The organism is Actinomycetota bacterium, assembly GCA_035765775.1.
Lineage (GTDB): Bacteria > Actinomycetota > CADDZG01 > JAHWKV01 > JAOPZY01 > DASTWV01.
The window spans coordinates 1-26,649 of the sequence record DASTWV010000042.1; the positions used below are offsets into that span (position 1 = coordinate 1).

The window sequence follows — 26,649 nt, forward strand, 5'->3', positions numbered from 1 at the left end:
CCCGGGAGGGGACCTCAAGGTGGATTTCGGACGGACCTCAGACGGTTGGGCAGATCTGCTGGCCACCGCTGGGCAGTTTTCGTGGCCGCCAGCGGGCAGGTTCGTGGCCGTCTACGGGCAGTTTTTCATGGCCGCTAACAAGTGGCGAAGAGGGGATCGCCGGGGCGACAACCCCGGCCTTCGTTGAGCGGTTCCCGTGCTGGCGTCCCAGAGGTAGCCGACGAGGGATCGCCGGGGCGACAACCCCGGCCTTCGTTGAGCGGCCACAACCAGAAGCAAGGTTTGGAACACTAAGGGGATCGCCGGGGCGACAACCCCGGCCTTCGTTGAGCGGCAATCCTCTGCACTCCCGTTCTGACGCCTCCTTTCGGATCGCCGGGGCGACAACCCCGGCCTTCGTTGAGCGCATCCAGATCCCGTGAGCGGGTAGCGTATGGAACCGTAGGGGATCGCCGGGGCGACAACCCCGGCCTTCGTTGAGCGGGTTCAACGCTCCTACCCTCAGATGCCCCCAAGGGGGATCGCCGGGGCGACAACCCCGGCCTTCGTTGAGCGCACATAGCGTGCAGTAGGACTCAACGACCTTCGGGGGGATCGCCGGGGCGACAACCCCGGCCTTCGTTGAGCGGTCCGCAAGTTCCCCCGGGACAACGAGCAGCTCGGGATCGCCGGGGCGACGACCCCGGCCTTCGTTGAGCGTGGCCCCAGTGATGCTGTCACCCAGAGAACCTATGGGATCGCCGGGGCGACAACCCCGGCCTTCGTTGAGCGTTCAGCACCATCTCAACGATCTTGGTCTCGGTCGGGGAGGGATGGCCGGGGCGACAACCCCGGCCTTCGTTGAGCGAACGGTGTTGGGTCCTTTTCACTTCCGGTTTCACGGGATCGCCGGGGCGACAACCCCGGCCTTCGTTGAGCGCCTGGTGACCCGATGTGGAATTCCATCAGCGGATGCGGATCGCCGGGGCGACAACCCCGGCCTTCGTTGAGCGCTAGAGGAACCAACGATTCTTGACGACGTGCGTGGGGATCGCCGGGGCGACAACCCCGGCCTTCGTTGAGCGGGGGAAGCGCGGCCACGCGCACAGTGTGGGAGCCCGGGATCGCCGGGGCGACAACCCCGGCCTTCGTTGAGCGTCCTCCGCCTCGGCGATCGAGAACCGCCAGGTATCGTGGGATCGCCGGGGCGACAACCCCGGCCTTCGTTGAGCGAGTCAGGCCTTGACAATCCTTTCTCTTTTGGAGGTGGACGGATCGCCGGGGCGACAACCCCGGCCTTCGTTGAGCGGCCCGCCTGGCCCGGTGGCGGTGCGATACGCCGAGGGATCGCCGGGGCGACAACCCCGGCCTTCGTTGAGCGCTTTGCCTCGCTGGATGCGTGCCGAACGTGCTTAGCGCAAGGATCGCCGGGGCGACAACCCCGGCCTTCGTTGAGCGCGCATCGGCCCCCACACGATCATGGTCTCCCTGGAGGATCGCCGGGGCGACAACCCCGGCCTTCGTTGAGCGGGCCCAAAGACGGCCGGCGCCTGGGGTTCCGGGACGTCGCGGATCGCCGGGGCGACAACCCCGGCCTTCGTTGAGCGCTGCTCACCGATGACCCCTCCTTCGCCAGCTGATCGAGGGATCGCCGGGGCGACAACCCCGGCCTTCGTTGAGCGTTCGCCCGCAACGCCACGGACTGCATGCACCTGATCGGGGATCGCCGGGGCGACAACCCCGGCCTTCGTTGAGCGCCTCGTCCGCCTGTGCCTCAGCACGAGGATTGTGGGATCGCCGGGGCGACAACCCCGGCCTTCGTTGAGCGGGGATCAGGGAGACCGACACGCTCCAGTTCGCCCAGGGATCGCCGGGGCGACAACCCCGGCCTTCGTTGAGCGAACGGCCTTGCCTCGTGGGAGGGCGTGCGGCCCCGGAGGATCGCCGGGGCGACAACCCCGGCCTTCGTTGAGCGCTCCCGGCTGCGCATCTTCCCGGCCAAGCTGCGGGGGGATCGCCGGGGCGACAACCCCGGCCTTCGTTGAGCGCCGGTCGGCCGGTCCGAAGGCGACCCACTCGCCCTGCTGGATCGCCGGGGCGACAACCCCGGCCTTCGTTGAGCGTAACTAATCAACTTCATGTGAATACCTACTACCCTGGGGATCGCCGGGGCGACAACCCCGGCCTTCGTTGAGCGGTCTCAGTCCCAAGCCGACGCTGCAGCGAAAACGGGATCGCCGGGGCGACAACCCCGGCCTTCGTTGAGCGTTCGTCCCGACAGGCTGCCCCCGTCAGGCATGTGCAGGGGATCGCCGGGGCGACAACCCCGGCCTTCGTTGAGCGGTTTACGGATACCACATTTGCCCTTCCCCGCCACCGGATCGCCGGGGCGACAACCCCGGCCTTCGTTGAGCGCTCCTATTCAGCGACAGGAATTCCCTCCGCGCTTGGGATCGCCGGGGCGACAACCCCGGCCTTCGTTGAGCGCCGCACCCCGAACGTGAATTCGACGGCATGCCCCCGCGGATCGCCGGGGCGACAACCCCGGCCTTCGTTGAGCGCGGGCCGGATGGGTCCTCTTCGTGGAGCTGAAAGCGGCGGATCGCCGGGGCGACAACCCCGGCCTTCGTTGAGCGCGGGGCAAGGGGACCGCCAGCACGAGCGCTGACCCTGGATCGCCGGGGCGACAACCCCGGCCTTCGTTGAGCGGACTCCGCCCAGGTCAGGGCCTACGGCTCCGCCCAGGGGATCGCCGGGGCGACAACCCCGGCCTAGGTTGAGCGTTCCGGACCTGCCGCCGATCTTCGACTCCAGGAATGTGGATCGCCGGGGCGACAACCCCGGCCTTCGTTGAGCGTCTGCTGCCGCAAGCGGGGGATGCGGCCTCAGTACCCGTGGATCGCCGGGGCGACAACCCCGGCCTTCGTTGAGCGTCGTGAAGGTAACTCCCCTATCTGAGCTAACGCTAAAGGATCGCCGGGGCGACAACCCCGGCCTTCGTTGAGCGATCGCTTGCAAGTTGAGGAGAAGAAGTGGAGTAGGGATCGCCGGGGCGACAACCCCGGCCTTCGTTGAGCGGCTCGTGCCTGCAAAACAAAGAACCCGCCTTGCAGGGATCGCCGGGGCGACAACCCCGGCCTTCGTTGAGCGGAGTGGGCGGGGCTCGGACCAGTCCGCATCCTGGCGGATCGCCGGGGCGACAACCCCGGCCTTCGTTGAGCGGCCGCCCGGCCCACGGCCGGAACGTCCACGACAGCCGGGATCGCCGGGGCGACAACCCCGGCCTTCGTTGAGCGACTTGGTGACGGCACTTCTTGAGAAGCCCTGCGGGTCCTGGATCGCCGGGGCGACAACCCCGGCCTTCGTTGAGCGCGAAGCACTCGGCCAGCGTCACCGGGGCCGAGGTCTGGGATCGCCGGGGCGACAACCCCGGCCTTCGTTGAGCGGGATTCGCGTATCCGAATTCGATCGCTCCGTCCGGGGGATCGCCGGGGCGACAACCCCGGCCTTCGTTGAGCGCTCGTGTGCCTCGGCGTCCGCCAGGCCGCCGGCTGGGCGCGGATCGCCGGGGCGACAACCCCGGCCTTCGTTGAGCGGACCACGCCCTCGAGCGCAAACTGGGCGCATCGCGGATCGCCGGGGCGACAACCCCGGCCTTCGTTGAGCGAGCTCTGCCGAGTTCGCCACTGTAATCTCCTGGCCGTGGATCGCCGGGGCGACAACCCTGGCCTTCGTTGAGCGCGGCTGCCCGAGAAGTCGATACCGCCGGCCCGCCTGGGGATCGCCGGGGCGACAACCCCGGCCTTCGTTGAGCGAGCTACCGGGCGGCGGCGGCTCCCAGGCGCGCAGGGGATCGCCGGGGCGACAACCCCGGCCTTCGTTGAGCGGCCACAAGCGTGATGGCGAAGATGGGGCAGCCCATGGATCGCCGGGGCGACAACCCCGGCCTTCGTTGAGCGGGCGATGGCGCCGTGCTCCTCGTGCCGCAGCGTCGCTCCGGGGATCGCCGGGGCGACAACCCCGGCCTTCGTTGAGCGCTAAAACGCGGCGGAGGGATCGCCAAGCTTCGAGGGATCGCCGGGGCGACAACCCCGGCCTTCGTTGAGCGTGGTACAAGGCGACCGGGACCGAGACCCCCAGCGGCACGCTGGATCGCCGGGGCGACAACCCCGGCCTTCGTTGAGCGGCCATCCTCACGGGCGCCATCCTCACGGGCGCTCAGGATCGCCGGGGCGACAACCCCGGCCTTCGTTGAGCGCTGGCAGTCAACAGGAGTAACCCAGTCTCGTATTCCGGATCGCCGGGGCGACAACCCCGGCCTTCGTTGAGCGTTCATGGCGACAGAGAAGACCGCTGGAGGATCACCTCGGATCGCCGGGGCGACAACCCCGGCCTTCGTTGAGCGGGTGTTTCCCCGGAAGGATCCCCGCCACCGGGGATCGCCGGGGCGACAACCCCGGCCTTCGTTGAGCGGGTGTTTCCCCGATATCGGTTCCGATACTCTTCGTCGATCGCCGGGGCGACAACCCCGGCCTTCGTTGAGCGAAGGGCCTGGTCGACGCCCGCGTGATGCTGAACTAGGACTAGGCGGATCGCCGGGGCGACAACCCCCGGCCTCGTTGAGCGGTCCACCGGTCCTGTAGCCTTGCGCCTAAGTAAGGGGCCAGGATCGCCGGGGCGACAACCCCGGCCTTCGTTGAGCGGGTGTGCTGCGCCCGTGGATTCCCGGTCTGCCCAATGTCGGGGATCGCCGGGGCGACAACCCCGGCCTCGTTGAGCGCTTGGCTCGTACTACCGCCGCCTCACGCCGCCCCGTCCGGGGATCGCCGGGGCGACAACCCCGGCCTTCGTTGAGCGCCGTTCTCCCGGTGTCGACGCCGGTTGAAAACTGAGCACTTCTCGCCGGTCGAAATCTGCGCGGATCCGAGGTGATCCCCAGGTTTCGACAGACCCTCGCGTCGGTGACGCCGACGGAGGGAGGGAGGAGTGTACGGAGTGCACGACTGGGCAGAGGTCCACCGCCTCGCAGTGGCGGGCAAGACCACCACCGACATCGCCGAAGCCCTGGGCATGAGTCGCAACACGGTGACTCGGCTCAGGGCCCTGAGCAGCCCCCCGGCCTACGAGCGACCGTCGCCGGGGTCCCTGTTGGATCCCCACAAGGACACGATCGCGGCGCTGCTCGACGACGATGCGGAGGCACCCGCCACCGCGATCATCGAGCATCTCCGCCGCGACGGCTACCGCGGCGGCATCACGATCCTGAAGGGCTACCTCGCCACGGTGCGCCCGCAGTTCCTGGCGGCCAAGCACTACCAGCGCACGACCTACCTGCCGGGGGAGATCGGACAGTTCGACTGGTGGCACACCGGCCTGGCGGTGCCGGTGGGCAAAGGTCGGTGCCGGGAGGCCATGGGGCTGGTGGGCTCCCTGCCGCACTCGGCGGGTCACGCCGTGGTCTACACGTTCTCCCGCACCACGGCCGACTTCTGCACCGGCTTCGCCGGGTGTCTGTCCAGGCTGGGCGGGACACCGGACAAGGCGGTGTTCGACAACGACACCTCGATCGTGGCCTCCCGCACCGGGGGGAAGGTGCGGCTGCACTCTGAGGTGGATGCCCTCCTCGGCCACTTCGGCATCCAGGCAGTGGTGCTCCGGCCCCGCACCCCGGAATCCAAGGGTCAGGTGGAGCGGCTCATCTCCTACCTGCAGACCTCGTTCATCCCCTTGCGCAGCTTCGATGACCTGACCGACCTCCAGGCACAGTCCGATGCCTGGAACCTCGAGGTCGCCCAGCGCCGCCATCTGCGACGCCTGGGGGCAACCGTGGGGGAGGCCCTGGCCGTCGAGCGGAGCTTCCTGCACGCCCTCCCAGCCGAAGCCCCCGACCTCTACGCCCGCCTGGAGGTGCGGGTCTCCAAGGACAGCTTCGTGCGGGTGGCCGGGGCCGACTACTCGGTTCCTCCGGGCTACGCCGGGCGGCGGGTCTCGGTGCGGCTGTCGCTCTGGGAGGTGGTGGTGTTCTGCGACCACCAGCGCATCGCCGCCCACCGCCGCAGCTACGTGCCGGCCGACGTGGTGATCGATCCCGCCCATGCCCGAGCGCTCCGCTTGGCCAGGGAAGCCAAGGCCCGCCTGGAGAGAAGCGACGTCGAGATGCCCACGGTGGACCTCAGCGTCTACGACACCGTGGTGACGCCGTGACTGCGGCCTCCGAGGTGGCCTACCTGGCCCGGGCCATGAAGGCGCCCCGGATCCCCGACGCCGCCGCCAGCCTGGCCCGCCGAGCCCGGGAGGAGTCCTGGGACTACGAGGCCTACCTGGCAGCGGTGCTCTCCGAGGAGGTCGCCTCCCGGGACACCCACGGCGGCCAGAACCGAGTGAAGGCCGCCCGGTTCCCTCAGGTGAAGACCGTCGACGACTTCGACTTCTCCTTCCAGCGCTCGGTCAAGAAGGCCACCATCGCCCACCTGGCCCAGCTGGACTTCATCGCCGAGCGCAGCAACGTCGTGTTCCTGGGCCCACCCGGCACGGGCAAAACCCATCTGTCGATTGCTCTCGGGGTCCAGGCTGCCCGGCGGGGCTACCGGGTGGCCTTCGCCACCGCCCATGAGTGGGTGAACCGCCTCGGGGCCGCCAAGCGGGCGGGCCGGCTGGACGAGGAGCTCGAGCGGCTGCGCCGGGTGCCCCTTGTGATCTGCGACGAGGTGGGCTACATCCCCTTCGACCCCGAGGCGGCCTCGTTGTTCTTCGCTTTGATCAGCTCCCGCTACGAGCGGGCCTCCATGATCGTGAGCTCCAACAAGAACTTCTCGGCCTGGGCGGAGATCTTCGGGGATCCCGTCGCCGTCGCCGCCATGGCCGACCGACTCGTCCACCACGCCGAGGTGATCGTCCTACGAGGCGACAGCTACCGGCTCAAGGGCAAGGGAGAGGAGGTGACGGGGCCGCCCAAGGCCCACTGACGCGCGCAGATTTCGACCGGCGCCTGGCGCGCAGTTTTCGGCCGTCGTTGACATCCCGGCTGCGCCGGGAAGTGGACATGCCGGGGATCGCCGGGGCGACAACCCCGGCCTCCTTGAGCGGACGTTGCGTGCGAGTCCCTCGACGCCCTCTGGGCCGGCGGATGGCCGGGGCGACAACCCCGGCCTTCGTTGAGCGATCGACAACTGGACCGCCGACTACGCCGACAAGCTGGCCGGGATCGCCGGGGCGACAACCCCGGCCTTCGTTGAGCGGTGATGGTCAGCGTCTCGGTGATGGTCACCGAGACCGGAGGATCGCCGGGGCGACAACCCCGGCCTTCGTTGAGCAACCGACGTCGCCGTGGTGGCAGCGAGCTGGGATGCGGTGGCTCGCCGCCCCCCGCTCCACCAACCCGGTAGCCGGCTCCACCGCCCCGTCAAGGCCCTAGCCGGCGGGGATCGCCCGGGTGGGCTGGAGGGGCACGGCCCCGGCCCGCCGCAACTCCCGCCAGACGGCGACCGGGTGCCGTGAGAGCTGCATGGGGAGGCGGGAGATGATCAGTCGCCAGGCAGGAGAGGCTATGGTCAGCTCCTTCCCGAGTACACCAACACCCCAGCGGGAGTCCGGGCGATCCAGCGCACCGCTGGCACCAGGAACCAGCGGGCCGGGATCCACCCGATGGCCGCCACCGCCCCGCCCACCACGAGCCCGGCCAGGACATCGCCGGGATAGTGGACCCCGACGTACACCCTGGCCACCGCCATCGCCAGGGCGGCGACTCCGGCGGCGATCCCCAGGCGCCGGTCCACCAGCCAGAGGCCGGCGGCCACCGCTCCCATGACGCAGGCGTGGTCGCTGGGGAACGAGAAGTCGTGGGTGCGGGCGATGAGCACGTGGGCAGCCGGCATCGCCGTGTACGGGCGGGCCCGGCCGACCAGCTTGCCGATCACCTGGTTCAGGCCCAGCGCCACGACCGCCGAGAGTCCGGCCCACGCCACGCCCGCCATGCGGGCGAAGCCCTGCTCCTCGGTCTCCTCCCGGCGGACGATCAGCCAGGCGCCCAGGAGGAGGAGGAGGACCAGCAGCCCGACGCCGAACTTGGCGTAGGCCACGCCCATCGGATGCAGCCACTGCGTCCGGTCGGCGAGCGAGTTGAACCAGCGGTAGAGGGAGGCGTCCATAGGTTGCGGGGGACAGAGTAGCGGGCGTTCCATATGGCCCCGCTGAAGCCAGGCCGAGCCCACGGCGAGACGGCCTGCAACCCGATATCTCCGGGTGTCTGCACTGAACGTACGTCGTTTACCAGGGAATGACAAAGAACGAACGTATCGCATAGGTTGGGAAGAGGCGACTGCCGTGGTTGGGAACAGAGGATGGGGCAAGGAGTCGAGGTCGACATCTGTGCGACCTCCAACAGATCGATGAGAGCGGCCACCCGTGGGCTCCCACTGGGCAGACTCCTTGAGTGAAATGCCATGATCCGCCCGTGAGGTAGGCCGGAGGCCGGGCGAAAGCGGAGCCGGCGGCGGAGCGGCCAGCAGCGGAGCGGCTACAAAGGAGGAGCCCTTGACCCAGCCCCTGATCTATGCCGACCCCACCAGCCAGGCCCACGACGGCGGCGCCGACCACCCCGAGCGGCCTGAGCGGCTGCGGGCCTGCCTGGACGCCTGCGCCTCGGCGGGCTTCGCCGTCGAGGAATCCCTGCCCGCCGCCACCGACGAGCAGCTCGCCCGGGTCCACGACCCCATGTACGTCGCCCGGCTGCAGCGCTTCTGCGAGCGGGGCGGGGGGCGGATGGACCCCGACACCTATGTCACCGAGGCCTCGTTCGCCATCGCCCGGCGGGCGTCTGGGGCGGCCTGTGCCGCCGTGGACCGGGCGCTCAACGACGAGGGGGCAACGTTCTGCCTCGTGCGCCCGCCGGGCCACCACGCCACGCAGGCCCGGGGGATGGGGTTCTGCCTCCTGAACCACGTCGCCGTCGGCGCCGCGCACGCCATCGCGAGCGGGGCCCGACGGGTGGCGATCGTGGACTTCGACGTCCACCACGGCAACGGCACCCAGGACATCTTCTGGGACCGCTCCGACGTCGCCTACCTCTCCCTGCACCAGTTCCCCTGGTATCCCGGCACCGGGCTGCTGGAGGAGATCGGGGGCGGGGCGGGGGCGGGGGCGACGCTCAACATCCCGCTGCCGGCGGGCACGCCCGACGCCGTCTACCTCGCGGCCTTCCGGCGCATCGTGCTGCCCGCCCTGGACCGCTGGAAACCCGATCTCATCGCCGTGAGCGCGGGCTATGACGCCCACCACCGGGACCCGCTGGCGTCGATGCGCATGACCTCGGCGGGCTTCGGCACAATGACCTCGCTGCTGATGGCCGCCGCCGACCGGCTGTGCGCCGGGCGCATCCTGATGACCCTGGAGGGGGGGTACGATCTGAAGGCGCTGGGCTCGTCGTTGGTGGCGACGCTGCAGGCGATGGGCGACCCCACAGGCCACGCCGGCCACGCCGGCGAGGACGACGGTCCCCTCGACGGCCCACCGGAGTCGGTGGCGGCGCTGGAGCGGGCCGAGGCATTTCACCGGGCTCCCGCTGCGACATAGCCGAAATAGCCAAGCAATCGACGAGGAGCCGAAGGGGGACCGGAGCACCATGGTGAGTGGCGTGTCCCAGATCGCCCGCGGCGCGGTGCCCGCCCCCGCGCTCGACCTCGCCGCGGCTTTCGCCGCCCGGGGCATCCCCCTGTACCTGGTGGGGGGATGGGTGCGCGACTCGCTGCTGGGCAAGGCGTCGCCCGACCTCGACTTCGCCACGCCCGCCCCGCCCGAGGTCACCCGGGAGATCTTGGGCTCCTGGACGAAGGGCACGGTGTGGACCACGGGCATCGAGTTCGGCACGGTGGCCGCCCAGAAGCGGGGCGACCGGGTGGAGGTCACCACCTTCCGCACCGAGCGCTACGAGCCTGGCTCCCGGAACCCCACGGTGGCCTTCGCCACCGAGCTGGAGACCGACCTCTCCCGGCGCGACTTCACCATCAACGCCATGGCGATCGCGCTCCCCGGCATCGAGCTGGTGGACCCCTTCCGGGGCCTCGACGACCTCGCCCAGCGCCGGATCCGCACCCCGCTGTCGCCCGAGGTGGCCTTCGGGGACGACCCCCTGCGCATGCTGCGCGCGCTCCGATTCGCCTCCAGCCTCGACTTCGAGGTCGACGCCGACGTGCTGGCCGCCATCGGGACGATGCGGGGGCGGCTGGCGATCGTCTCCCGGGAACGGGTGCGGGACGAGTTCTCCAAGCTGATGCTGGGCCACAGCCCGTCGGCGGCGCTGCGCCTCGCCACCGAGGTGGGCCTGGCCGACGAGTTCATGCCCGAGCTCTCCCGCCTGCGCCTGGAGCAGGACCCGATCCACCGCCACAAGGACGTGTTCGCCCACACGCTGGCCGTCCTGGACAACGCCATCGCCCTGGAGTCCGAGGGCCCCGACCTGGTGCTGCGCCTGGCCGCCCTGTTTCACGACGTCGGCAAGCCCAAGACCCGGGCGATCACCGAGGAGGGGGTCACCTTCCACCACCACGAGGTGGTGGGGGCGGAGATGACCGAAGTCCGCATGCGCGAGCTGCGCTTCCCCGGCTCGGTCATCGCAGAGGTGCGCCAGCTGGTCTACCTGCACCTGCGCCTGCACACCTACCGCCTGGGCTGGACGGACAAGGCGGTGCGCCGCTACGTGCGCGACGCCGGGGCGCTGCTGGGCAAGCTCAACACCCTGGTGCGCTCGGACTGCACGACCCGCAATGAGCGCAAGGCCGCCCAGCTCTCCGCCCGGATGGACCAGCTGGAGGAGCGCATCCGGGAGCTGGCCGCCCGGGAGGAGCTCATGGCACTCCGGCCGGCGCTCGACGGAGTGCAGGTGATGGAGCATCTCGGCATCCGGCCTGGTCCGCGGGTGGGCCAGGCACTGGCCTTCCTGATGGAGATCCGGCTGGACGAGGGTGAGATTGGCGAGGAGGAGGCCTACCAGCGCCTCGACGGCTGGTGGGCGGAACAGGACCGGAAGGAGACCGCATGACCACGGTTCCGTCGCCCCCGGGCGACTGGTACGTGGCGCTCGCCCGCCACTTGGGCGACGCCTACCTCGGCTACGAGTTCACCAACGGCACCGCCCAGGAGGTGTCCTTCCTGGCCCAGACCCTCGACACGAAGCCGGGCGAGCGCCTGCTCGACGTCGGGTGCGGGCCGGGCCGGCATGCCATCGAGTTCGAGAAGCGGGGGCTGAAGGTGGTCGGCGTGGATATCGCCCCCACCTTCATCGCCATGGCCCATAAGCAGGCGGCGGCCTCCGGCGTGGCGCCGTCCTTCTTCGAGATGGACGCCCGTGAGATGCCCTTCGACAGCGAGTTCGACGTGGCGATCTCGTTGTGCCAAGGGGCATTCGGCCTCGGCCTGGCGGACCTGCAGATCCTCCGGGGCATGCGCAAAGCGCTGAAGCCGGGCGGCCGGATGGCCCTGGGAGCGGCCAACGTCTTCTACGTGCTGACCCACACGCCGCTGCTCGGGGCGCCGCTGTCCCCGCCTCCGGTGGGGACCGAGCCGGCAGCGGGCGATTTCGACGCGGTGAAGATGCTGTACCGGGCGCGGGTGGAGGGCATCGTGGGCGAAGGCGGGGCGCAGGGCACCTTCGACATCTGGAACTCGTGCTACACGCCGCGGGAGCTGGAGTGGATCGCCAATGGCGCCGGGCTGGACCCCGAGGCGGTGTTCGGCGTCTCGCCGGGCAACTACCACCGGGACCCACCCACCTTCGACGATCCCGAGTTGCTGCTGATCGCCCGCCGGCCATAACAACCGAGACCCACCAGCGAGTGTCACCGGTGAGGCAGCCGGGTTCACCCCTGGGCACCTCCTATGTGCTGGAGGAGGTGATCGGCCGGGGACCCAACGGGGAGGTCTGGAAGGCCGCCGGACGGGCCCCGGGCCTCCCGGCGGCCATCAAGGTGCTGTCCGCCGATTTGGCCGGGGATCCCGAGCTGGTCAGCCGCTTCCTTGCCGAGCGCTCCCTCGTGCTGGGGCTGCGCCACCCCAACCTGGTGCGGGTGCGCGACCTGGTGGCCGAGGGCGGGACCCTGGCGATCGTCATGGACCTCGTCCCGGGGGAGGACCTCCACGCGCTCCTCCGGCGCACCGGCCCGCTGGACCCACGGGCGGCCTGCGGGCTGCTGAGCGGGGTGGCCCGGGCACTCGCCACCGTCCACGCCGCCGGCCTGGTCCACGGCGACGTCAAGCCCACCAACGTTCTGGTGAACCTCCAGAGCACGCCCCCGGTGGCCCTGCTCACCGACGTGGGCATGGCCACCATCGCCCATGCCGGGCCGGGCACCGGACCGGGCACGTCGGAGTACACAGCGCCCGAGCTGGTGAGTGGCGCCCGGCCGACACCGGCGGCCGATCTGTACGCCTGCGGGGTGGTCCTGTACGAGGCCGTCACCGGACAGCCGCCCTTTCGGGGCGCGGACCCTGACCAGACCCGCCAGCGCCACGTCGAACAGGCCGCCACCCGGCCGGAGGGTCTGGCCGACGATATGTGGGAGGCCATTGCCAGCCTCCTCGCCAAGTGGCCGGGCAGCCGCCCGGGAGCCGAGGAGGCCGCACTCCATCTGACGTCCCTGGCCGGAGGGCTGGCACCCTCCCTGCCCGTGGCGTCGCCTGAAGCTGCCCCGGCCCCCGCGGTCGGCCCGCCGGCCCCGGCCCCCGCGGTCGGCCCGCCACCCGCTCCCGAGCGCCCCGGGGCCCGGGGGCGCCGCCTCCTCCCGCCGACGCTGGGTGCCGGCGCCATCCTGGCGGCAGTTGTGGCCGCCGCCGTGCTCCTCGGCCGGGGCGGGTCGGCGAGGCCGGCCACCTACCACTTCCCGGCCGAGACCTCGGGAGGGGTCAGCGTGCAGCGCACGTGGGCCCTGGCCCCGTCCGGCACGCTGACCGAGCAGCTGCAGATCACGAATGCCGGCACCACCACCACCACCGGGGCCAGCTACGACGAGGTCATCCCCAAATCCCTGGCCGCCACGGCTCGATCGGTCACCTTCAGCCCGCAGCCCCAGACGGTGGTGCGGGCCGATCCGGTCGTGCGCTACACGTTCGGTGGCCTCGCCCCCGGCGACTCCCGGGAGGTTGCCTTCACGGTCCACGTCGCCCGGCCCGGGACTCCCGAGCGGCGCCTCGCCAGCCTCGCCGGCGACCAGCGGGCCGCCGAGTCGGCGTACCGGGCATCGGGAGCGCCGCCCGTGGCCACGCTCGCCTCGCTGAGCGTCGTCCCGCCGTCGGTCACCATGCAGGTGGGCAAGTCGGCCACTCTTGCGGTCTCCGGCACCATGAGCGACGGGTCTCCGGCAGCAGCCGGACTGCTTCAGGGCGTCACCTGGACCGCGTCCGCCGCCGGTATCGGGGACGCGACGGGCACCGTGGTGCGGGCCACTGGCCCGGGCCGGGCCCACTTCACGGCGACGGTAGGGAGTGTACGCGCCGGTTTCGACCTGATCGTGACGGCCGCCAGCCCCACCCCGAAACCGGACCCGCCCCCGACCAGGCCCGGCCCAACCCCGAAACCGAGCCCGCCTTCGACGAAACCCAGCCCGCCGCCCTCGCCCGACCAGGCCTTCCCGGCGTGCGCCAAGCCGCCCAGCCCCCAACCGGGCCTGGTCACGGCCACGGTCAACGCCGTGTACCTGTTCCGGCTGTGCAACCCCAAGACCGGGTTCCGCCTCTACACCACCAGCGCGACCAAGATCGATCAGTACCTGGCCGCCGGCGACGCGCCCGAGGGGATCCTCGCCGTGCTCGCCAGCGTCGCCACCCCGACCGCGGTCCCGCTCTACGAACTGCAGGACGCCCAGGGGCGCCAGTACATCGCGACGAGCGCACAGCGCATCTCGCAACTGGCTGCCCAGGTGGGGGCGCAGGTGGTGGGGACCCTCGGTTACGCAGCGCCCAGCACCGGGGCCCCGGGCAGTTCGACCGTGCCGCTCTACGAGCTGGGCAGCACCATGTACGGGTCGATCTACACCCGGGAACCGGGCGAACGCAGCCAGCTCCTCGCCGCGGGGTGGAAGGACCTCGGCATCGTCTACTACGTCCCGTGAGCGGCTGGGCGGTCAAAGGCCGTTGAGCACCAACGATGTGCCTGGTGCGCTACCTCCGGGGAGGCTGCCCGTACCGCGCCATCGCCACTCCCCTTCTCGACACCCCCGGGCGGTGCCGGCCGGCACCGCTCTCCAGCGTGAGTATCGAACTCAGGCGATGGTCGGCCTATAGACCATTCGGGTTATAGCGGGGTTATAGTTTGCTCAGGTTAGTGGTGGAAACCGGTCCTGGTCTGGTCGTTGGGGGTATCGACCCGCTTGCCCAGCCGGTCGGTCACCCGCTTGAGGTCCGCCAGGAGGGCGCCGCCCAGATCCCGGCTGAAGTCGTCCCGCACCACGATGCGCAGCACCGCCACCTCCTCCAGGTCGGGCGGCATGTGGTAGGCGGGCACCAGCCAGCCGGCAACCCGGATGAGCTCGGAAATGTCGAAAACGGAGTAGGGAACCCCCTCCCGCAGGCGGAAGGCGAATGCCGGGATGCCCTCGCCCTGGGACACCAGCTCGAAGGGGCCGGCGGCGGCGATCTGCTCGGCCAGCCAGCGGGCGTTCTCCCGGCACGACAGCATCACCCGCCGGTACCCGTCGAACCCCAGATGCAGGAAGTTGTAGTACTGGGCCGCCACCTGGGCCCCCGGCCGGGAGAAGTTGAGGGCGAAGGTGGGCATCTCGCCGCCCAGGTAGTCCACCTTGAAGACCAACTCCTCGGGGAGGGCGGCCGCATCCCGCCACACCACCCACCCGACCCCGGGATACACCAGCCCGTACTTGTGGCCCGAGGTGTTGATCGACGCCACCCGGGGGATGGCGAAGTCCCACCGGAGGTCGGGATCGGCAAACGGGGCGACGAAGGCCCCCGAGGCCCCGTCCACGTGCACCGGGATGTCCCAGCCGTGTTGGGCCTGCACGGCGTCGAGTGCGGTGGCGATGTCGAGGACCGGCTCGTAGGCGCCGTCGTAGGTGGAGCCAAGGACGGCGACGACGCCGATGGTGTTCTCGTCGCAGTGGGCCACGGCGGCCTCCGCGGTCAGGTGGGTGGCGCCCGACGGCCCCCCGACCGGGACCAGACGGGCCTCCACGTCCCAGTAGCGGCAGAACTTCTCCCAGCACACCTGGACATTGGCACCCATCACCAGGTTCGGCTGGTCGATGGGCTGGTCCGCCGCCGCCCGGGCCTTCCGCCAGCGCCACTTGAGCGCCAGGCCGCCCAGCATGCAGGCCTCGCTGGAGCCGGTGGTGGAGCATCCGGTGGCCTCCTCGGCGGACGAGGCGTGCCACAGGTCGGCGAGCATGCTGACGCAGCGCCGTTCCAGCTCAGCCGTCTGGGGGTACTCGTCCTTGTCGATCATGTTCTTGTCGGCGCACTCCACCATCAGCTCGCCCGCCCGGCGGTCCATCCAGGTGGTGACGAACGTGGCGAGGTTCAGGCGGGCATTGCCGTCCAGCATCAGCTCGTCGTGGATGACCTGGTAGGCGGTCTCCGGGCCCAGGCCCCGGGGGGGCATCCGGAACCGCGGCACCTCACCGATCTCCCCGGGGAGGACGAATTGGGGCCGGACGTCGAGCGGGGCCTGGCCCCGCTGACCCGATACGTGGCGGTGCAGTGGCATCGCTCTGCTCCTCTCTGTGGATCCCCTATCCGCCGGGCCCCTGAGCACGCAGTGCTAGCCCGGGACTTGAGAATCCGGTCTCTCGTGCCGATATCACACAACGATGAAGACTGCAAGGTTGCCCGCCCTCTCCTGCTCCGCTACGCTCAGGCGGTCTGATGTTCGGACACGCAGCTGCAACCATCGCGCAGGGGGGTCGCCGACCGCCGAGGGTCTGGCGTGATCGCCCGCCCGGCCCCTGCCCCCACGCGCAAAGCTTCCCCCCCCATGGGAGGTCCGGTGCCGGACGAGGGTAAGCCACTCGGCAGCGCCTACATCCTGCACGAGCCCCTGGGCAGCGGTGCCTGGGGCGAGGTGTGGCGGGGCTCCGAGCGCGCCTCCGGGGGGGCCGTCGCCATCAAGATCCTGCGGCCCGAGTTGGCCCGCGACCCCCAGCTGGTCTCCCGCTTCCTCATGGAGCGCTCGATGCTCGTGGACGTCCGCCACCCCAACCTGGTCAGCGTCCGGGACCTGGTAGCCGAGGGCGGGAACCTGGCCATCGTGATGGACCTGGTGGAAGGTGGCGACCTGCACTACCTGATCCAGCGGCGCGGCATCCTGGACCCGCGGGAGGCGTGCGGCCTCCTCGCCGGCGTCGCCAGCGCCCTGGCCACGGTGCACGCCGCCGGCATCGTCCACAGCGACGTCAAGCCCGCCAACATCCTGGTGGACGAGCGCTTCTCGCCCCCCCGGGCCCGGGTCACCGACTTCGGGCTTGCCGCCCTGGCCGGGACAACCGGGCGCGGGCCCACCGGTACCCCGGAGTACATGGCCCCCGAGCTGGCCAGCGGCGGCGGGGCCATCGCCGCCACCGACCTGTACGCCTGCGGGGTCGTCATGTACGAGGCGGTCACCGGCGTCCTGCCCTTCGACACGGGTGGCGACATCAGCGAGATGTTGCGCAGCCACGTCGAGGAGCCTGTTCCCCGGCCGCCCCACCTGCACAACGACGTGTGGGAGGTCATCCGGAGTCTTCTGGCGAAGTGGCCCGGCTCCCGGCCGACGGCCGCCCAGCTGGCCGAGCGGCTGACCGCCCTCGCCACCGGAGCCACCCCTGCCATGGTCCGCCCGGCGCCGAGCCCACCACCTGCCCCCAGCCCGGTCGCCGACCCGCGGCCGCCTGCCCGGGGACCGCTCCCGCTGCCGGTGCCGCTGGAGGAGCTCCTGGCCCGCGCCCAGCAGGCCGCCGAGATGCGGGCTGTGCAGCCGGCCGTGGCACCCGAACCCGTGGCACCCGAGCCCGCTGCCGTAGCCGTTCCGCCGCCGGTAGCCGTTTCCCTGCCCGCCCCAGTCCAGGCCCCCGTTCAGGCCCCGGTCCAGGCCCCCGTTCAGCCGCCCGTGCAGGCGTTCCCGGCCCCTGTGCCGGTGGCGCCCCCAGCCCCATCCGCCCCTGCCCCGGCGCCCCTGGCCTCCCCTGCGGTACCCGACGCCATCGTTCCTCAGCCCCTGCCCGCCTACCCGGCCACGCCCGGTGCCCCCGTCGGAGCTGCCCCAGCTGCCCAAGCGGCGGCGATCCCGCTGGCTGGCAGCGAGGCTCCGGCCGCACCCCCCGCACAGCAACCGGCCGACGAGGCCATCACGCCGGACGCAGAGCGCGCTGGGCGGGAGGGCGACCGCATCGAACGGGTGACAAGGGCGGGCGACCGCCGCGACCGCCGCCTGGCGCCCCTCACGCCGCTCCCGGGGCAGGGTCCCGCAGCGCTCTCGCCGCCTCCGGCGCAGAGAGCCGCCGCCCCCCTCACGCCGCTCCCGGGGCAGCTCCCGGCGGTGCCGGGCTCGGCTGCGCTGCCTGGCGGCCCGCCATCGCCCGAGCCAGCTGGGCCGCGGGCAGCCATGAACCCGCTGCCCTCGCACCGCGCCCCCATGGCCCGCCCACCGAAGGCTCCGATCCCCCGGCAGGCACCGCCGACGCCCCTGCCCCTGCCCGGACCCAAGGCGGAGAAGGCCCCCCCGGCCCCCGCCGGCGAGGCGCCTGGTGGTCCGGGGTACGCCGATCTCTTCCCGGGGCTGGGCGACAAGCCTGCTGCTCCGAAGAAGCCGGCGGCCCCCCAGCCAGAACCGGAGGCAGCATTCCCCGACATCGAAGCGGTGATTGCCGCCGCCCCGCCCCTGGTCGCCCCGGTCAAGCGCCCGGCGAAGGCTGCGACCTCGCCGCCCTTCCAGGCGCCCGCCGAGCGCAGCTCCCGGACCAAGCCTGAACGGACCGGCGGCCCAGCCGGGCTGCGGAGCCGCCTTCCGGTGCTGGCACTGGTCGCCGGCGTGATCATCGCCGTCGTGATCGCTGCCATCGTGGCCAACCACCGCTCCACCACCCTGTCCACCAACGCCGGTGGATCGACATACCACTTCCCGGCGGCCTCCTACCCCGGACCGGTTTCCGTCCAGCGCACCTGGTCGCTTTCCGCTTCGGGCGTGCTCTCCGGCCAGGTGGTGATCACCAACGCGTCCAGCGCGGCCGGGGTGACCTACGACGAGGTCATCCCGAAGTCCGTCGCCGCCAGCGCCGGTGCCGTCACCTTCCAGCCTGCCCCGGCCACCGTGGTGCAGCAGGACCCGGTCGTGGAGTACGCCTTCCCCAGCCTGGCGCCGGGGGGCTCGGTCACCGTGAGCTACACCGCCCAGGTGACCGCCGCCGGTTCGGCCGCCAGCCAGCTCGCCGCCCTCGCCGCCGACCAGCGCGCCGCCGAGACCGGCTTCCAAAGGCCCTCGGCCACGTCGGCCAGCCCCAAGCTGGCCAGCCTGTACGCCTCGGCATCGCCCACCGCCATCAAAGTCGGTGGAACCGCCCACCTGACCGTCACGGGCACGATGAGCGACGGCTCACCGGCCTCCGCCACCATCCTGCAGGGCGTGATCTGGTCCGAGGCACCGACCGGGATCGTCGTGGTCAGCGGCTCGACCGCCCAGGGCGCAGCCCCCGGCATCACCAAGTTGACCGCAACCGACGCCGGCGTGTCGTCCAGCTTCGGCATGGCGGTCACCCCGGACACCTCGCCGACGGTGCCCGCCCCCACCCGCGCCCCCGTGATCACGCCCACGCACGCCACCAGCCCGTCCCCCAGCCCCACCGGTCCGGCACAGGCGGCCTGCATCCAGGCGCAGGCTCCGCCCGAGCCCAGCCCGGTGTCCGGCACGGTGACCAGCGAACCGGTCTACCGCCTGTGCGATCCCCGGACCGGGTTCCGCCTGTACACCAGCAGTCCCGTGGAGTGGAGCACGCTGGCGGGCATGGGCGACGTCAACGAGCCCGCCGACGGCTACGTGGCGATGCAGCAGGACAGCGGCCTGGTGCCCCTGTACCGGTTGACCGACAGTGAAGGCCGCCAGTTCCTCGCCACCACCAGCCAGGCCGTGAGCAGCCTGGAGGCCCAGGGCGCCGGCGTCCCGCAGGTCCTCGGGTACGTGCCCCCGACCGGCGGCCTGCCGATCTACGGCGCATCCACCCCGCAGTACGGCGCGGTCTACACCACCGATGCCGGCGAGCACAGCCGCCTCGTGGGCGCTGGCTGGCACGACCTGGGCGTTGTGGGCACGGTCTTCAGCACCCCGCAGTAGCGTCGCTCGCATCCCGCGCAACGGCCCGGCCGGAACCGGTTGACGGGCCGCTGAGGTCGGGGACATTTGTCGCGTGCAGTGGGACAAATGTCCCCGCGATGATGTCTGCGGCGGCCCCGGGTTGGCGTCTGACCCGCAAATGTCCTGGCCTGTGCCCTGTTTGAGATCTGTCGACATCAGTCCGGGCCGCCGCTGCGGCTTGACTATCTTAGGAGCATCTCAATCCCGGGGTAGCCGCCCCCGCCGGCGCCGTCGCACCAGGCCCGCCGCCGCGGTGCACACGGCCCCCACGAGGAACACGCCCGCCAGCCCCCAGAACGCCCCCGCCGCGGCCATGGCTGCCAGGACCAGCGCGGTGACCAACGCCAGCAGGATCCAGGCCCGGCGGTCGATCACGCTGGCTCCTGGACCGCGGCCAGGACCCGGCGACCGGCGTTCCAGGCGTTGAACGCCCGGGTGGCGGCGAAGATCGCCGCCCGCAGCGGCGGGTCCGCTGGCGGGAACCAGCGCAGCCGGTAGAGGGCGCGGATCTCGGGGGGCAGGATCGACACGATGCCCGCCGACAGCCCCATCCATCCGGGCAGCAGCCAGTCCGGGATGGGCGGGTCGAACAGGATCATCTGCATACCCTCCCGGGCGCCCGGGGTGAGGCGCAGCCCCGTGACGCCGGCGAGGTAGTCCCGCAGGTCACCCAGGGACGTCGGGGCCGCCCCGGGCGCGATGCCCACCAGTTCGGCAGCAACCACCTGCTCGGTGACGTACCGGTCCGCCTCCCGGTCGGGCAGCAGGCCGCCGTAGCGGCGGAAGGCGGACAGGAAGGCATCGACCGCGGTGGCGTGCACCCAGAGCAGGAGGTCGGGATCGTCTGCCCGGTAGACCCGCCCACCATCCGCCACCCCCGCCAGCCGGGCGTGCAGGGCCCGCACCCGGCGGCCCGCCCGTTCGGCGGTGGCGGTGTCGCCGTAGACCACATCCCGGAAGTAGTCACCGGTGCGGCGCAGGCGCCCCCAGGGGTCGTCCCGGTAGTCCGAGTTCGCCATGAACACGTCCATGACGTGGGGATCGAGCGCCTGGGTGAGCAGCGCCCGCCCCGCTCCCAGGATCGCCGCGGCGTCCCGGTGGATCCGCCAGCTGACGCTGGCCGGGCCGAAGTACCCCACATCTCGGGCCATTGGGCCAGTGTCACACGCGGACGGGCCGACCCCGCAGGGTCGGCCCGCCACCAGTTCCTGTGGGAGGCTAGAGCTCGTCGAGCGCCAGAGTGAGGCCCTCGGTGGACTCGGAGAGATCGCCCAGGCCCACGGAACGGATGTACTCCTCCACCATCTGGCGGGCGACGTCGTCCGAGTACTGCACCGGCGGGGACTTCATGAAGTAGGACGACGGCCCCAGCAGGGCCCCGCCCACGCCCGAATCCATGGCCAGGCGGATGCAGCGGATGGCGTCGATGACCACGCCGGCGGAGTTCGGCGAGTCCCACACCTCCAGCTTCAGGTCCACGGTGATCGGCACGTTGCCGAACTCGCGGCCCTCCATCCGGATGTGCGCCCACTTGCGGTCCTCCAGCCAGGGCACGTGGTCCGAGGGCCCGATGTGGATGTTCTCGGCGCCGATGCCCCGGCGCAGCTGCGAGGTGACCGACTGGGTTTTGGAGATCTTCTTCGAGACCAGGCGCTCCCGCTCCAGCATGTTCATGAAGTCCATGTTCCCGCCGAAGTTGAGCTGGTAGGTGTGGTCCAGGTGCACGCCCCGGTCCTCGAAGAGCTTGGCCAGCACCCGGTGGATGATCGTCGAGCCCACCTGGCTCTTGATGTCGTCGCCGATGATCGGCACGCCCCGCTCGGCAAACCGGGCCGCCCACGCCGGGTGGGAGGCGATGAACACCGGCATGCAGTTGACGAAGCCGACCCCCGCCTCGAGCGCCTGCTCGGCGTAGAACTTGGCGGCCCGCTCCGAACCCACCGGCAGGTAGTTGACCAGCACCTGGGTCCGGGTGTCACGCAGGACCTTGGCGACGTCCACCGGCGGGGCGGGCGACTCCAGGATCTCCTGGCGGTAGTAGTGGCCGAGCCCGTCGAGGGTGGGGCCCCGGGACACCGTCACCCCGGTCTCGGGGACGTCGGCGAACTGGATCGTGTTGTTGTGCCCGGATACCAGGGCCTTGGACAGATCGACGCCCACCTTGTCGGCATCGACGTCAAACGCGCAGGAGACCTCGAGGTCGGCGACGTGGTACCCGCCCAGCCGCACATGCATCAGCCCTGGCACGTCGGAGCCGTCGGTGGCGTCCCGGTAGTACTCGACGCCCTGGACCAGTGCTGAGGCACAGTTCCCCGCGCCGACGATGCCTACGCGGATCCTTTCCGTCATGACCTGCTCTCCTTCTCTGCGTTGGTGCGCTGGTGCGCTACGGCGTGGTAGGGGCCGGTCCGGCACCGGCCGCCTTTTCTTCTGCGATGAGCCGGTCGACCCACTCGATGTCCCGAGAGGTGTTGTCGTAGCCGTGCTCCATCAACCGGTAGGTGTAGGCATCGATGCGCTCCCGGTAGGCCCGGAGCTGGCTCCGGAGCTCGGCCAGCTTCTCGGTGAGGTAGGCCCGCCGGCGCTCCAGGACCTCCACCCGGGCATCCGGGCCCAGGTAGCGGAAGAAGGCCAGCTTGAACCCGAACCGGGCATCGTCCGACACTGCGGTCTGCTCCCGGAGCGCCTCGGAGAAGGTCTCCTCGCCCAAGGCGGTGATCCGGTAGATGTTCTTGCGGCGCTGGATGTCGCCCTTCGGGAAGATCCGCTCCACGGCACCCTCGGCCTCCAGGCGGCTGATGGTGGGGTAGAGGCTCCCGTAGGAGACATGCCAGAACTGGCCCAATGTGGCGGTGAGCTCCTTCTTCAGTTCGTAGCCGTGCATGCTCCGGTCCTTGAGCAGGCCCAGCACAGCCATTTCCAACACCTGATCTATCTCCTCGATATATCGACCCGATATATCTAACCGCGAGTATGGCCGCCTCGTCAAGCTTTTCCCCAGCTCGCCCCAATGTCCGCCAGGTGACCCGAGAGATGACCCGGGAGAAGGGCCGGGAGATGGCCGGGAGCCGGGCTGGGAGGCGCTGGCCGGGCGGCACTACAATGACCGGGCTGTGCGAGGGATCACTGACTACACGCTCGCCAAGCGGGCGGTCATCGCCGAGTTCCGCCGGGGGGGTCTCACCCGCCTCGACATCTGCGACGCCCACCCCGAGTTGCTGCGCGCCGCCAAGAACATCGGGCGCCCCCTCAAAGGGACGTGCCCCGTCTGTGCTGGGACGACGCTGCGGGAAGTACGCTACGTCTTCGGCGACCAGTTGAAGGACCTGTCGGGCAGGGTGGTGTACCCGGACAACTGGGTCAAGGAGTTGGTCGACGCCTACGACGAGTTCCGCTGCTACGTGGTGGAGGTGTGCATCGAATGCTCCTGGAACCACCTCGCCGCGTGCTACCTGCTGGGGCGGAGCTTCGCCGGATAAGTCGCTGAACCGGAACTGGCCCGGCGCCGTGCCCCAGGTCCGGCACCCGACCCGGGGAGCACGTACCCGCGATGCCGGCACCGCGCCCTGACGCCCGCGGGGGCGCGCCCGGCCGGTCGAACCCGCCCGCCCGGCCTGGTGGCGCCCGCCCGCCCGGGGGTGGCGGGGCCCGGCGCCCACCGAGCCGGGGCCGTACGGGGCCACCGGCGGCACTCCTCGTGGGCCGGACGATCCTGCGCCGCTGGTGGCTGATCGCCGCGGCACTCCTGGCCGGGCTGGTGGTCTGGGTGGCGGCCCAGTTCATCGGCAACGTCCCGCTCCCCGCCGCCATCCCCACCGCGGCCCAGTCCTCCACGGTCTACGCCGACGACGGGAGCACCCTCGCGCTCTTCCACGGCACCGAGGACCGCATCATCGTGCCCCTGAACCAGATCTCGACCAACCTCCAGCAGTCCGTGGTGGCCGCCGAGGACCGCACCTTCTTCACTGACTCCGGGTTCAGCCTGCGGGGCACCCTGCGGGCTCTCTGGGTGGACATCCGGGGAGGGTCGATCACCCAGGGCGGCTCGACCATCACCCAGGAGTACGTCCGGGGGGTCTACGCCCAGATCGGCAACAAGCGGACCGTCGCCCGCAAGATCAAAGAAGCCATCCTGGCCATCAAGTTCGCCCGCAAGTACACCAAGCAGGAGATCCTGAGCGACTACCTGAACACCGTGTACTTCGGCCGGGGCGCCTACGGGGCGCAGGCGGCGGCCGAGGCCTACTTCAACACCTCGGCAGCCAACCTCACGGTCTCGGAGGCCGCCTACCTCGCCGGCATCCTGCGCAGCCCCGAGTACTACCAGCCGGACTCGAACCCGTCCGGGGCCACCCGCATCCGGGACACCGTGCTGGCCAACATGGTGGACATCAAGTACCTCACCCAGGCCCAGGCCACCGCGGCCAAGGCACAGGGGCTCCCCTTCGTGGGCGCCGGGGCCAGCAACGCAGCCCGGGGGGCCTACTTCGTCGAGTACGTGCGCCGGCTGCTGGAGAGCCAGTACAAGTTGAGCGACAGCCAGGTGCTCACCGGTGGCCTCAAGATCTACACCACGCTGGACCCGAAGATGCAGGCGGCGGCGGAGAACTCCGTCTCTTCGACCCTGACGGCGGCGGACGACCCGCAGGCCGCCATGGTGGCGATGAGCACCGACGGGAGCATCCGGGCGCTGGTCGGTAGCCGGGATGTCACCAACGTCCAGGCCGCCCAGGGCTTCAACTACGCCGTCCAGCAGGCCAGCGGGGCCGGCCGTCAGGCGGGTTCCTCCTTCAAACCGTTCACGCTGGCCACGTTCATCGGGGCGGGGTACTCCATCCAGTCGGTCTTCCAGGCCCCGACCAGCATCGAGGTGACCTCGAAGCAGTGCCAGAACCTGGACGGGTCGAACTGGAGCGTCACCAACTACAACAACGAGAACTTTCCCGACGTGAACGTCACCCAGGCGACGTCGAACTCGGTGAACACGGTCTACGCCCAGATGGTCAACCTGCTGGGGCCGAAGACGGTCACGGCGATGGCGCGGCAGATCGGTGGGTTCACCGACCTCGCCCCGGTGTGCTCGATCACCCTGGGGACCTCGCCGGCAACCCCCTTGCAGATGGCGGACGCCTACGTCCCCTTCGCCACCCAGGGGCAGCGCCCGGACCCCCTCGCCGTCCTCAAGGTGGTGACCCCCACGGGCCAGGTGCTGGTGAACAACGCCGCCCACTCGACCCAGGTGCTGGATCCCAACGTGGCCAACACCGTCACCCAGGTGCTCACCCAAACCCTCATCAACGGGACCGCCTCCGGGAAGGGCATCGGCCGGCCGGCGGCGGGCAAGACCGGGACCACCGAGAACCTGGTGGACGCCTGGTTCGTGGGCTACACCCCCAGCCTCTCCACCGCCGTGTGGATGGGCTATCCCACCAACCCCACCACGCATCAGACTCCGGCCATGACCAACGTGCACGGCATCCAGGTGACCGGCGGGACGCTGCCGGCAACGATCTGGCAGCGGTTCATGAAGGCTGCCCTGGCCGGCACGCCCTCGGCCAACTTCGTGGCCCCCACCATCACGGGCAAGATCATCGGCCCCACTGGCGCCCCGTGCCCGGCCGGCCAGGGCCCCACGGCGGACTGGCAGTGCCTGGCGCCTGGCGCCCCGTGCCCGGTGGCCTCGCCCACCAGCACCGCCGCACCGGCGGCGCCCTCGGGGACCGCCACCCCCTGCCCCACGCCCTCCGAGGTCCTGCCGCCGAACATCATCATCCCGTCGCCCACCACCACCGTGACGCCCGCGCCCAAGGCGCTGGCCCCGGCGGGCACGGCCCGGGGGAGCCCTGCCGATGTCCGCTGAGGTGCCGGTGCGGGGAGGGCCGGGTGGGCGCCGCGTTGGGGGCAGGGTGGGGGGCGGGGCGAGGGGCCGGGTGGCGCCGGCCGCTTCGGTGGGGTTCGCGCTCCTGGCGGCGGCGGTCGGGCTCTTCATCGCCTATGCCATGAAGCAGCCCTGCCTGAGCCATGGCTGGGCGAACTTCTTCCAGTACCGCCACCTCTGCTACAACGACATCCAGCCGCTGTTCTACGGTCGCAAGGTCAGCACGGGGGCGGTCCCCTACAAAGACGTGACCGTCGAGTACCCGGTGCTGATCGGGTCCTTCATGTACGGGGTCGGGCGGCTGCTCGCCCTGCTGGTGAAGCTCAACGTCGCCGGCACCTACAGCGACCCGCAGTACTTCCAGCTGACCGCCGTCCTCCTGGCGCCCTGCTCGGTGGCCATCACGATGCTGCTCCGCCCCCGGGTCACCCGGGCCCGCCTGCTGTTGTGGGCCATCGGCACGCCGACCATCCTGTACTCCTTCCTGAACTGGGACCTCCTGGCGGTGGTGTGCCTGATCTGGGGCCTGGTGGAGGTGGAGCGCAAACGGTGGGGATGGGCCGGCATCGCGCTCGGCCTGGGAGCCAGCGCCAAGCTCTTCCCCGGCTTTGCTCTCCCAGCGGTCTTCCTGGCGGTGATCGCCGTCGGCGACCGCCGGGGGGCACGCAGGCTCGTGGCCGGGTTCGTGGGCACCGTGGCGGCGGCCAACCTCCCGTGGATGGTAGCCACCTTCTCCGGCTGGATGGGCATCTGGAAGTTCCAGGCCGGCCGCTACCCGGACTTCGGCACCATCTGGTACTGGGTGGCCCGGGTGGCCGCGCAATACTCCAGCTCCCCGTTCTGGGAGTCCCCCGGGGGCTGGGGGGGCTTCATCGGGGAGGCGGGAATGGTCGGCTTCGGGCTCGGGAGCCTCATGCTGCTGTGGATCGGGTGGCGGCGGCGCCAGGAGCCCGGCGGCTACCCGGTGGCCGCGGTGACACTCGGCATCCTGGCCCTGTTCCTGGTGCTGTCCAAGGTGAACTCGCCCCAGTACGCCCTGTGGATCGCGCCCCTGCTGGTGCTGCTCGACGTCCCGTGGTGGCAGATCGGCTTCTACCTGGCCACCGACCTGCTGCTGTTCGTCTCGGGCTTTTACTGGTTCACGGTCCCGGACTTCCCCGGCCCTTCGGGGTGGCAGCACCTGTTCACCCTGGCGGTATTTGCCCGGGCGCTGGCCCTGCTGTTCTTCGTCCTCAGGGCCGCCGGGCGGGCGACCCGGCTCCGGCCCGGCCTGCCGGCCCCCGCGCCGCCGGAGGAGCCGGTCGGTGATCCTGCGGTGGATGTGGCCGGTCCGGTCGGGGAGCTGGCGGCGGACCTCCCGGATCGGGGCGAGCCGGTCGTGCCGCCGGTGCAAGAGGGCGAGCCTGCGCTCCCCTAAACTCTTCAAAATTTCTTCCCGAACTTCGAGAAACCGGGCCGCCACTGTCATACC

16 protein-coding genes and 1 CRISPR repeat array are annotated in these 26,649 nt (G+C 70.9%); of the genes, 10 read left to right on the forward strand and 6 right to left on the reverse strand.

Going from position 1 to position 26,649, the window contains the following annotated elements; genetic code table 11:
- Nucleotides 1–153: 153 nt before the first annotated feature.
- A CRISPR array of direct repeats spans nucleotides 154–4,836; the repeat unit is 37 nt; unit sequence GGATCGCCGGGGCGACAACCCCGGCCTTCGTTGAGCG.
- 138 nt (nucleotides 4,837–4,974) lie between these two features.
- Together istA and istB are read left to right on the forward strand one after the other, a co-directional pair.
- Nucleotides 4,975–6,183, forward strand: a complete 1,209-nt coding sequence (istA, locus tag VFW71_09045; protein HEU5002912.1) for an IS21 family transposase — start codon at nucleotides 4,975–4,977, stop codon at nucleotides 6,181–6,183.
- The gene (gene istB, locus VFW71_09050) at nucleotides 6,180–6,944 is read left to right on the forward strand and encodes an IS21-like element helper ATPase IstB (GenBank protein ID HEU5002913.1); all 765 of its coding nucleotides are present in this window, start codon (nucleotides 6,180–6,182) and stop codon (nucleotides 6,942–6,944) included. The genes istA and istB overlap by 4 nt, the downstream gene beginning before the upstream one ends.
- 585 nt (nucleotides 6,945–7,529) lie before the next feature.
- Here istB and VFW71_09055 read toward each other — a convergent pair.
- Entirely contained in the window at nucleotides 7,530–8,126 is a 597-nt protein-coding gene (locus VFW71_09055; GenBank protein ID HEU5002914.1) for a phosphatase PAP2 family protein, read from the reverse strand.
- Between the two features lie 385 nt (nucleotides 8,127–8,511).
- Here VFW71_09055 and VFW71_09060 point away from each other — a divergent pair, with 385 nt between their 5' ends.
- The 4 genes from VFW71_09060 (at nucleotide 8,512) to VFW71_09075 (ending at nucleotide 14,078) form a co-directional block, all read left to right on the forward strand.
- Entirely contained in the window at nucleotides 8,512–9,549 is a 1,038-nt protein-coding gene (locus VFW71_09060; GenBank protein HEU5002915.1) for a histone deacetylase, read from the forward strand.
- Between the two features lie 61 nt (nucleotides 9,550–9,610).
- Nucleotides 9,611–11,014 (forward strand): CCA tRNA nucleotidyltransferase, encoded by a 1,404-nt coding sequence (locus VFW71_09065; protein ID HEU5002916.1) that lies wholly within the window; start codon nucleotides 9,611–9,613, stop codon nucleotides 11,012–11,014.
- On the forward strand, nucleotides 11,011–11,787 hold the full coding sequence (locus tag VFW71_09070) for a methyltransferase domain-containing protein (protein HEU5002917.1): 777 nt from the start codon (nucleotides 11,011–11,013) through the stop codon (nucleotides 11,785–11,787). The genes VFW71_09065 and VFW71_09070 overlap by 4 nt, the downstream gene beginning before the upstream one ends.
- Before the next feature lie 29 nt (nucleotides 11,788–11,816).
- On the forward strand, nucleotides 11,817–14,078 hold the full coding sequence (locus VFW71_09075; GenBank protein HEU5002918.1) for a protein kinase: 2,262 nt from the start codon (nucleotides 11,817–11,819) through the stop codon (nucleotides 14,076–14,078).
- 209 nt (nucleotides 14,079–14,287) lie between these two features.
- On the opposite strand, the gene VFW71_09080 is transcribed toward VFW71_09075, so the two are convergent.
- Entirely contained in the window at nucleotides 14,288–15,685 is a 1,398-nt protein-coding gene (locus tag VFW71_09080; GenBank protein ID HEU5002919.1) for a glutamate decarboxylase, read from the reverse strand.
- A 279-nt stretch (nucleotides 15,686–15,964) separates the two neighbouring features.
- Between VFW71_09080 and VFW71_09085 the strand changes: the two genes are divergently transcribed.
- Nucleotides 15,965–19,279 (forward strand): protein kinase, encoded by a 3,315-nt coding sequence (locus VFW71_09085; GenBank protein HEU5002920.1) that lies wholly within the window; start codon nucleotides 15,965–15,967, stop codon nucleotides 19,277–19,279.
- A gap of 219 nt (nucleotides 19,280–19,498) precedes the next feature.
- On the opposite strand, the gene VFW71_09090 is transcribed toward VFW71_09085, so the two are convergent.
- The 4 genes from VFW71_09090 to VFW71_09105 all read right to left on the reverse strand — a co-directional run bounded on the left by VFW71_09090 (nucleotide 19,499) and on the right by VFW71_09105 (nucleotide 22,217).
- Nucleotides 19,499–19,675, reverse strand: coding sequence for a hypothetical protein (locus tag VFW71_09090; GenBank protein HEU5002921.1), 177 nt, complete (start codon nucleotides 19,673–19,675; stop codon nucleotides 19,499–19,501).
- Entirely contained in the window at nucleotides 19,672–20,451 is a 780-nt protein-coding gene (locus tag VFW71_09095; GenBank protein ID HEU5002922.1) for an oxygenase MpaB family protein, read from the reverse strand. Before VFW71_09095 ends, VFW71_09090 begins: the two co-directional genes overlap by 4 nt.
- Nucleotides 20,452–20,518: 67 nt before the next feature.
- The gene (locus VFW71_09100; GenBank protein HEU5002923.1) at nucleotides 20,519–21,649 is read right to left on the reverse strand and encodes an inositol-3-phosphate synthase; all 1,131 of its coding nucleotides are present in this window, start codon (nucleotides 21,647–21,649) and stop codon (nucleotides 20,519–20,521) included.
- Between the two features lie 37 nt (nucleotides 21,650–21,686).
- Nucleotides 21,687–22,217 carry a PadR family transcriptional regulator gene (locus tag VFW71_09105; protein ID HEU5002924.1) on the reverse strand — a complete coding sequence of 177 codons (531 nt, stop codon included), beginning with the start codon at nucleotides 22,215–22,217 and terminating at the stop codon, nucleotides 21,687–21,689.
- A gap of 196 nt (nucleotides 22,218–22,413) precedes the next feature.
- Here VFW71_09105 and VFW71_09110 point away from each other — a divergent pair, with 196 nt between their 5' ends.
- The 3 genes from VFW71_09110 to VFW71_09120 all read left to right on the forward strand — a co-directional run bounded on the left by VFW71_09110 (nucleotide 22,414) and on the right by VFW71_09120 (nucleotide 26,595).
- Nucleotides 22,414–22,779: a DUF5318 family protein gene (locus tag VFW71_09110; protein HEU5002925.1), complete on the forward strand. Its 366-nt coding sequence runs from the start codon at nucleotides 22,414–22,416 to the stop codon at nucleotides 22,777–22,779.
- 218 nt (nucleotides 22,780–22,997) lie between these two features.
- The gene (locus VFW71_09115) at nucleotides 22,998–25,160 is read left to right on the forward strand and encodes a transglycosylase domain-containing protein (protein ID HEU5002926.1); all 2,163 of its coding nucleotides are present in this window, start codon (nucleotides 22,998–23,000) and stop codon (nucleotides 25,158–25,160) included.
- A complete protein-coding gene (locus VFW71_09120; GenBank protein ID HEU5002927.1) occupies nucleotides 25,150–26,595 on the forward strand; it encodes a glycosyltransferase 87 family protein in 1,446 nt (481 codons plus the stop codon). The genes VFW71_09115 and VFW71_09120 overlap by 11 nt, the downstream gene beginning before the upstream one ends.
- The last annotated feature ends 54 nt before the right edge of the window (nucleotides 26,596–26,649 follow it).

Excerpts from the sequence above, each read along its gene's own strand:
- VFW71_09055 (HEU5002914.1), bottom strand. The coding sequence starts at position 8,126 with ATGGACGCCTCCCTCTACCGCTGGTTCAACTCGCTCGCCGACCGGACG.
- VFW71_09070 (HEU5002917.1), top strand. The coding sequence starts at position 11,011 with ATGACCACGGTTCCGTCGCCCCCGGGCGACTGGTACGTGGCGCTCGCC.
- VFW71_09080 (HEU5002919.1), bottom strand. The coding sequence starts at position 15,685 with ATGCCACTGCACCGCCACGTATCGGGTCAGCGGGGCCAGGCCCCGCTC.
- VFW71_09095 (HEU5002922.1), bottom strand. The coding sequence starts at position 20,451 with ATGGCCCGAGATGTGGGGTACTTCGGCCCGGCCAGCGTCAGCTGGCGG.
- VFW71_09100 (HEU5002923.1), bottom strand. The coding sequence starts at position 21,649 with ATGACGGAAAGGATCCGCGTAGGCATCGTCGGCGCGGGGAACTGTGCC.
- VFW71_09105 (HEU5002924.1), bottom strand. The coding sequence starts at position 22,217 with ATGGCTGTGCTGGGCCTGCTCAAGGACCGGAGCATGCACGGCTACGAA.
- VFW71_09120 (HEU5002927.1), top strand. The coding sequence starts at position 25,150 with ATGTCCGCTGAGGTGCCGGTGCGGGGAGGGCCGGGTGGGCGCCGCGTT.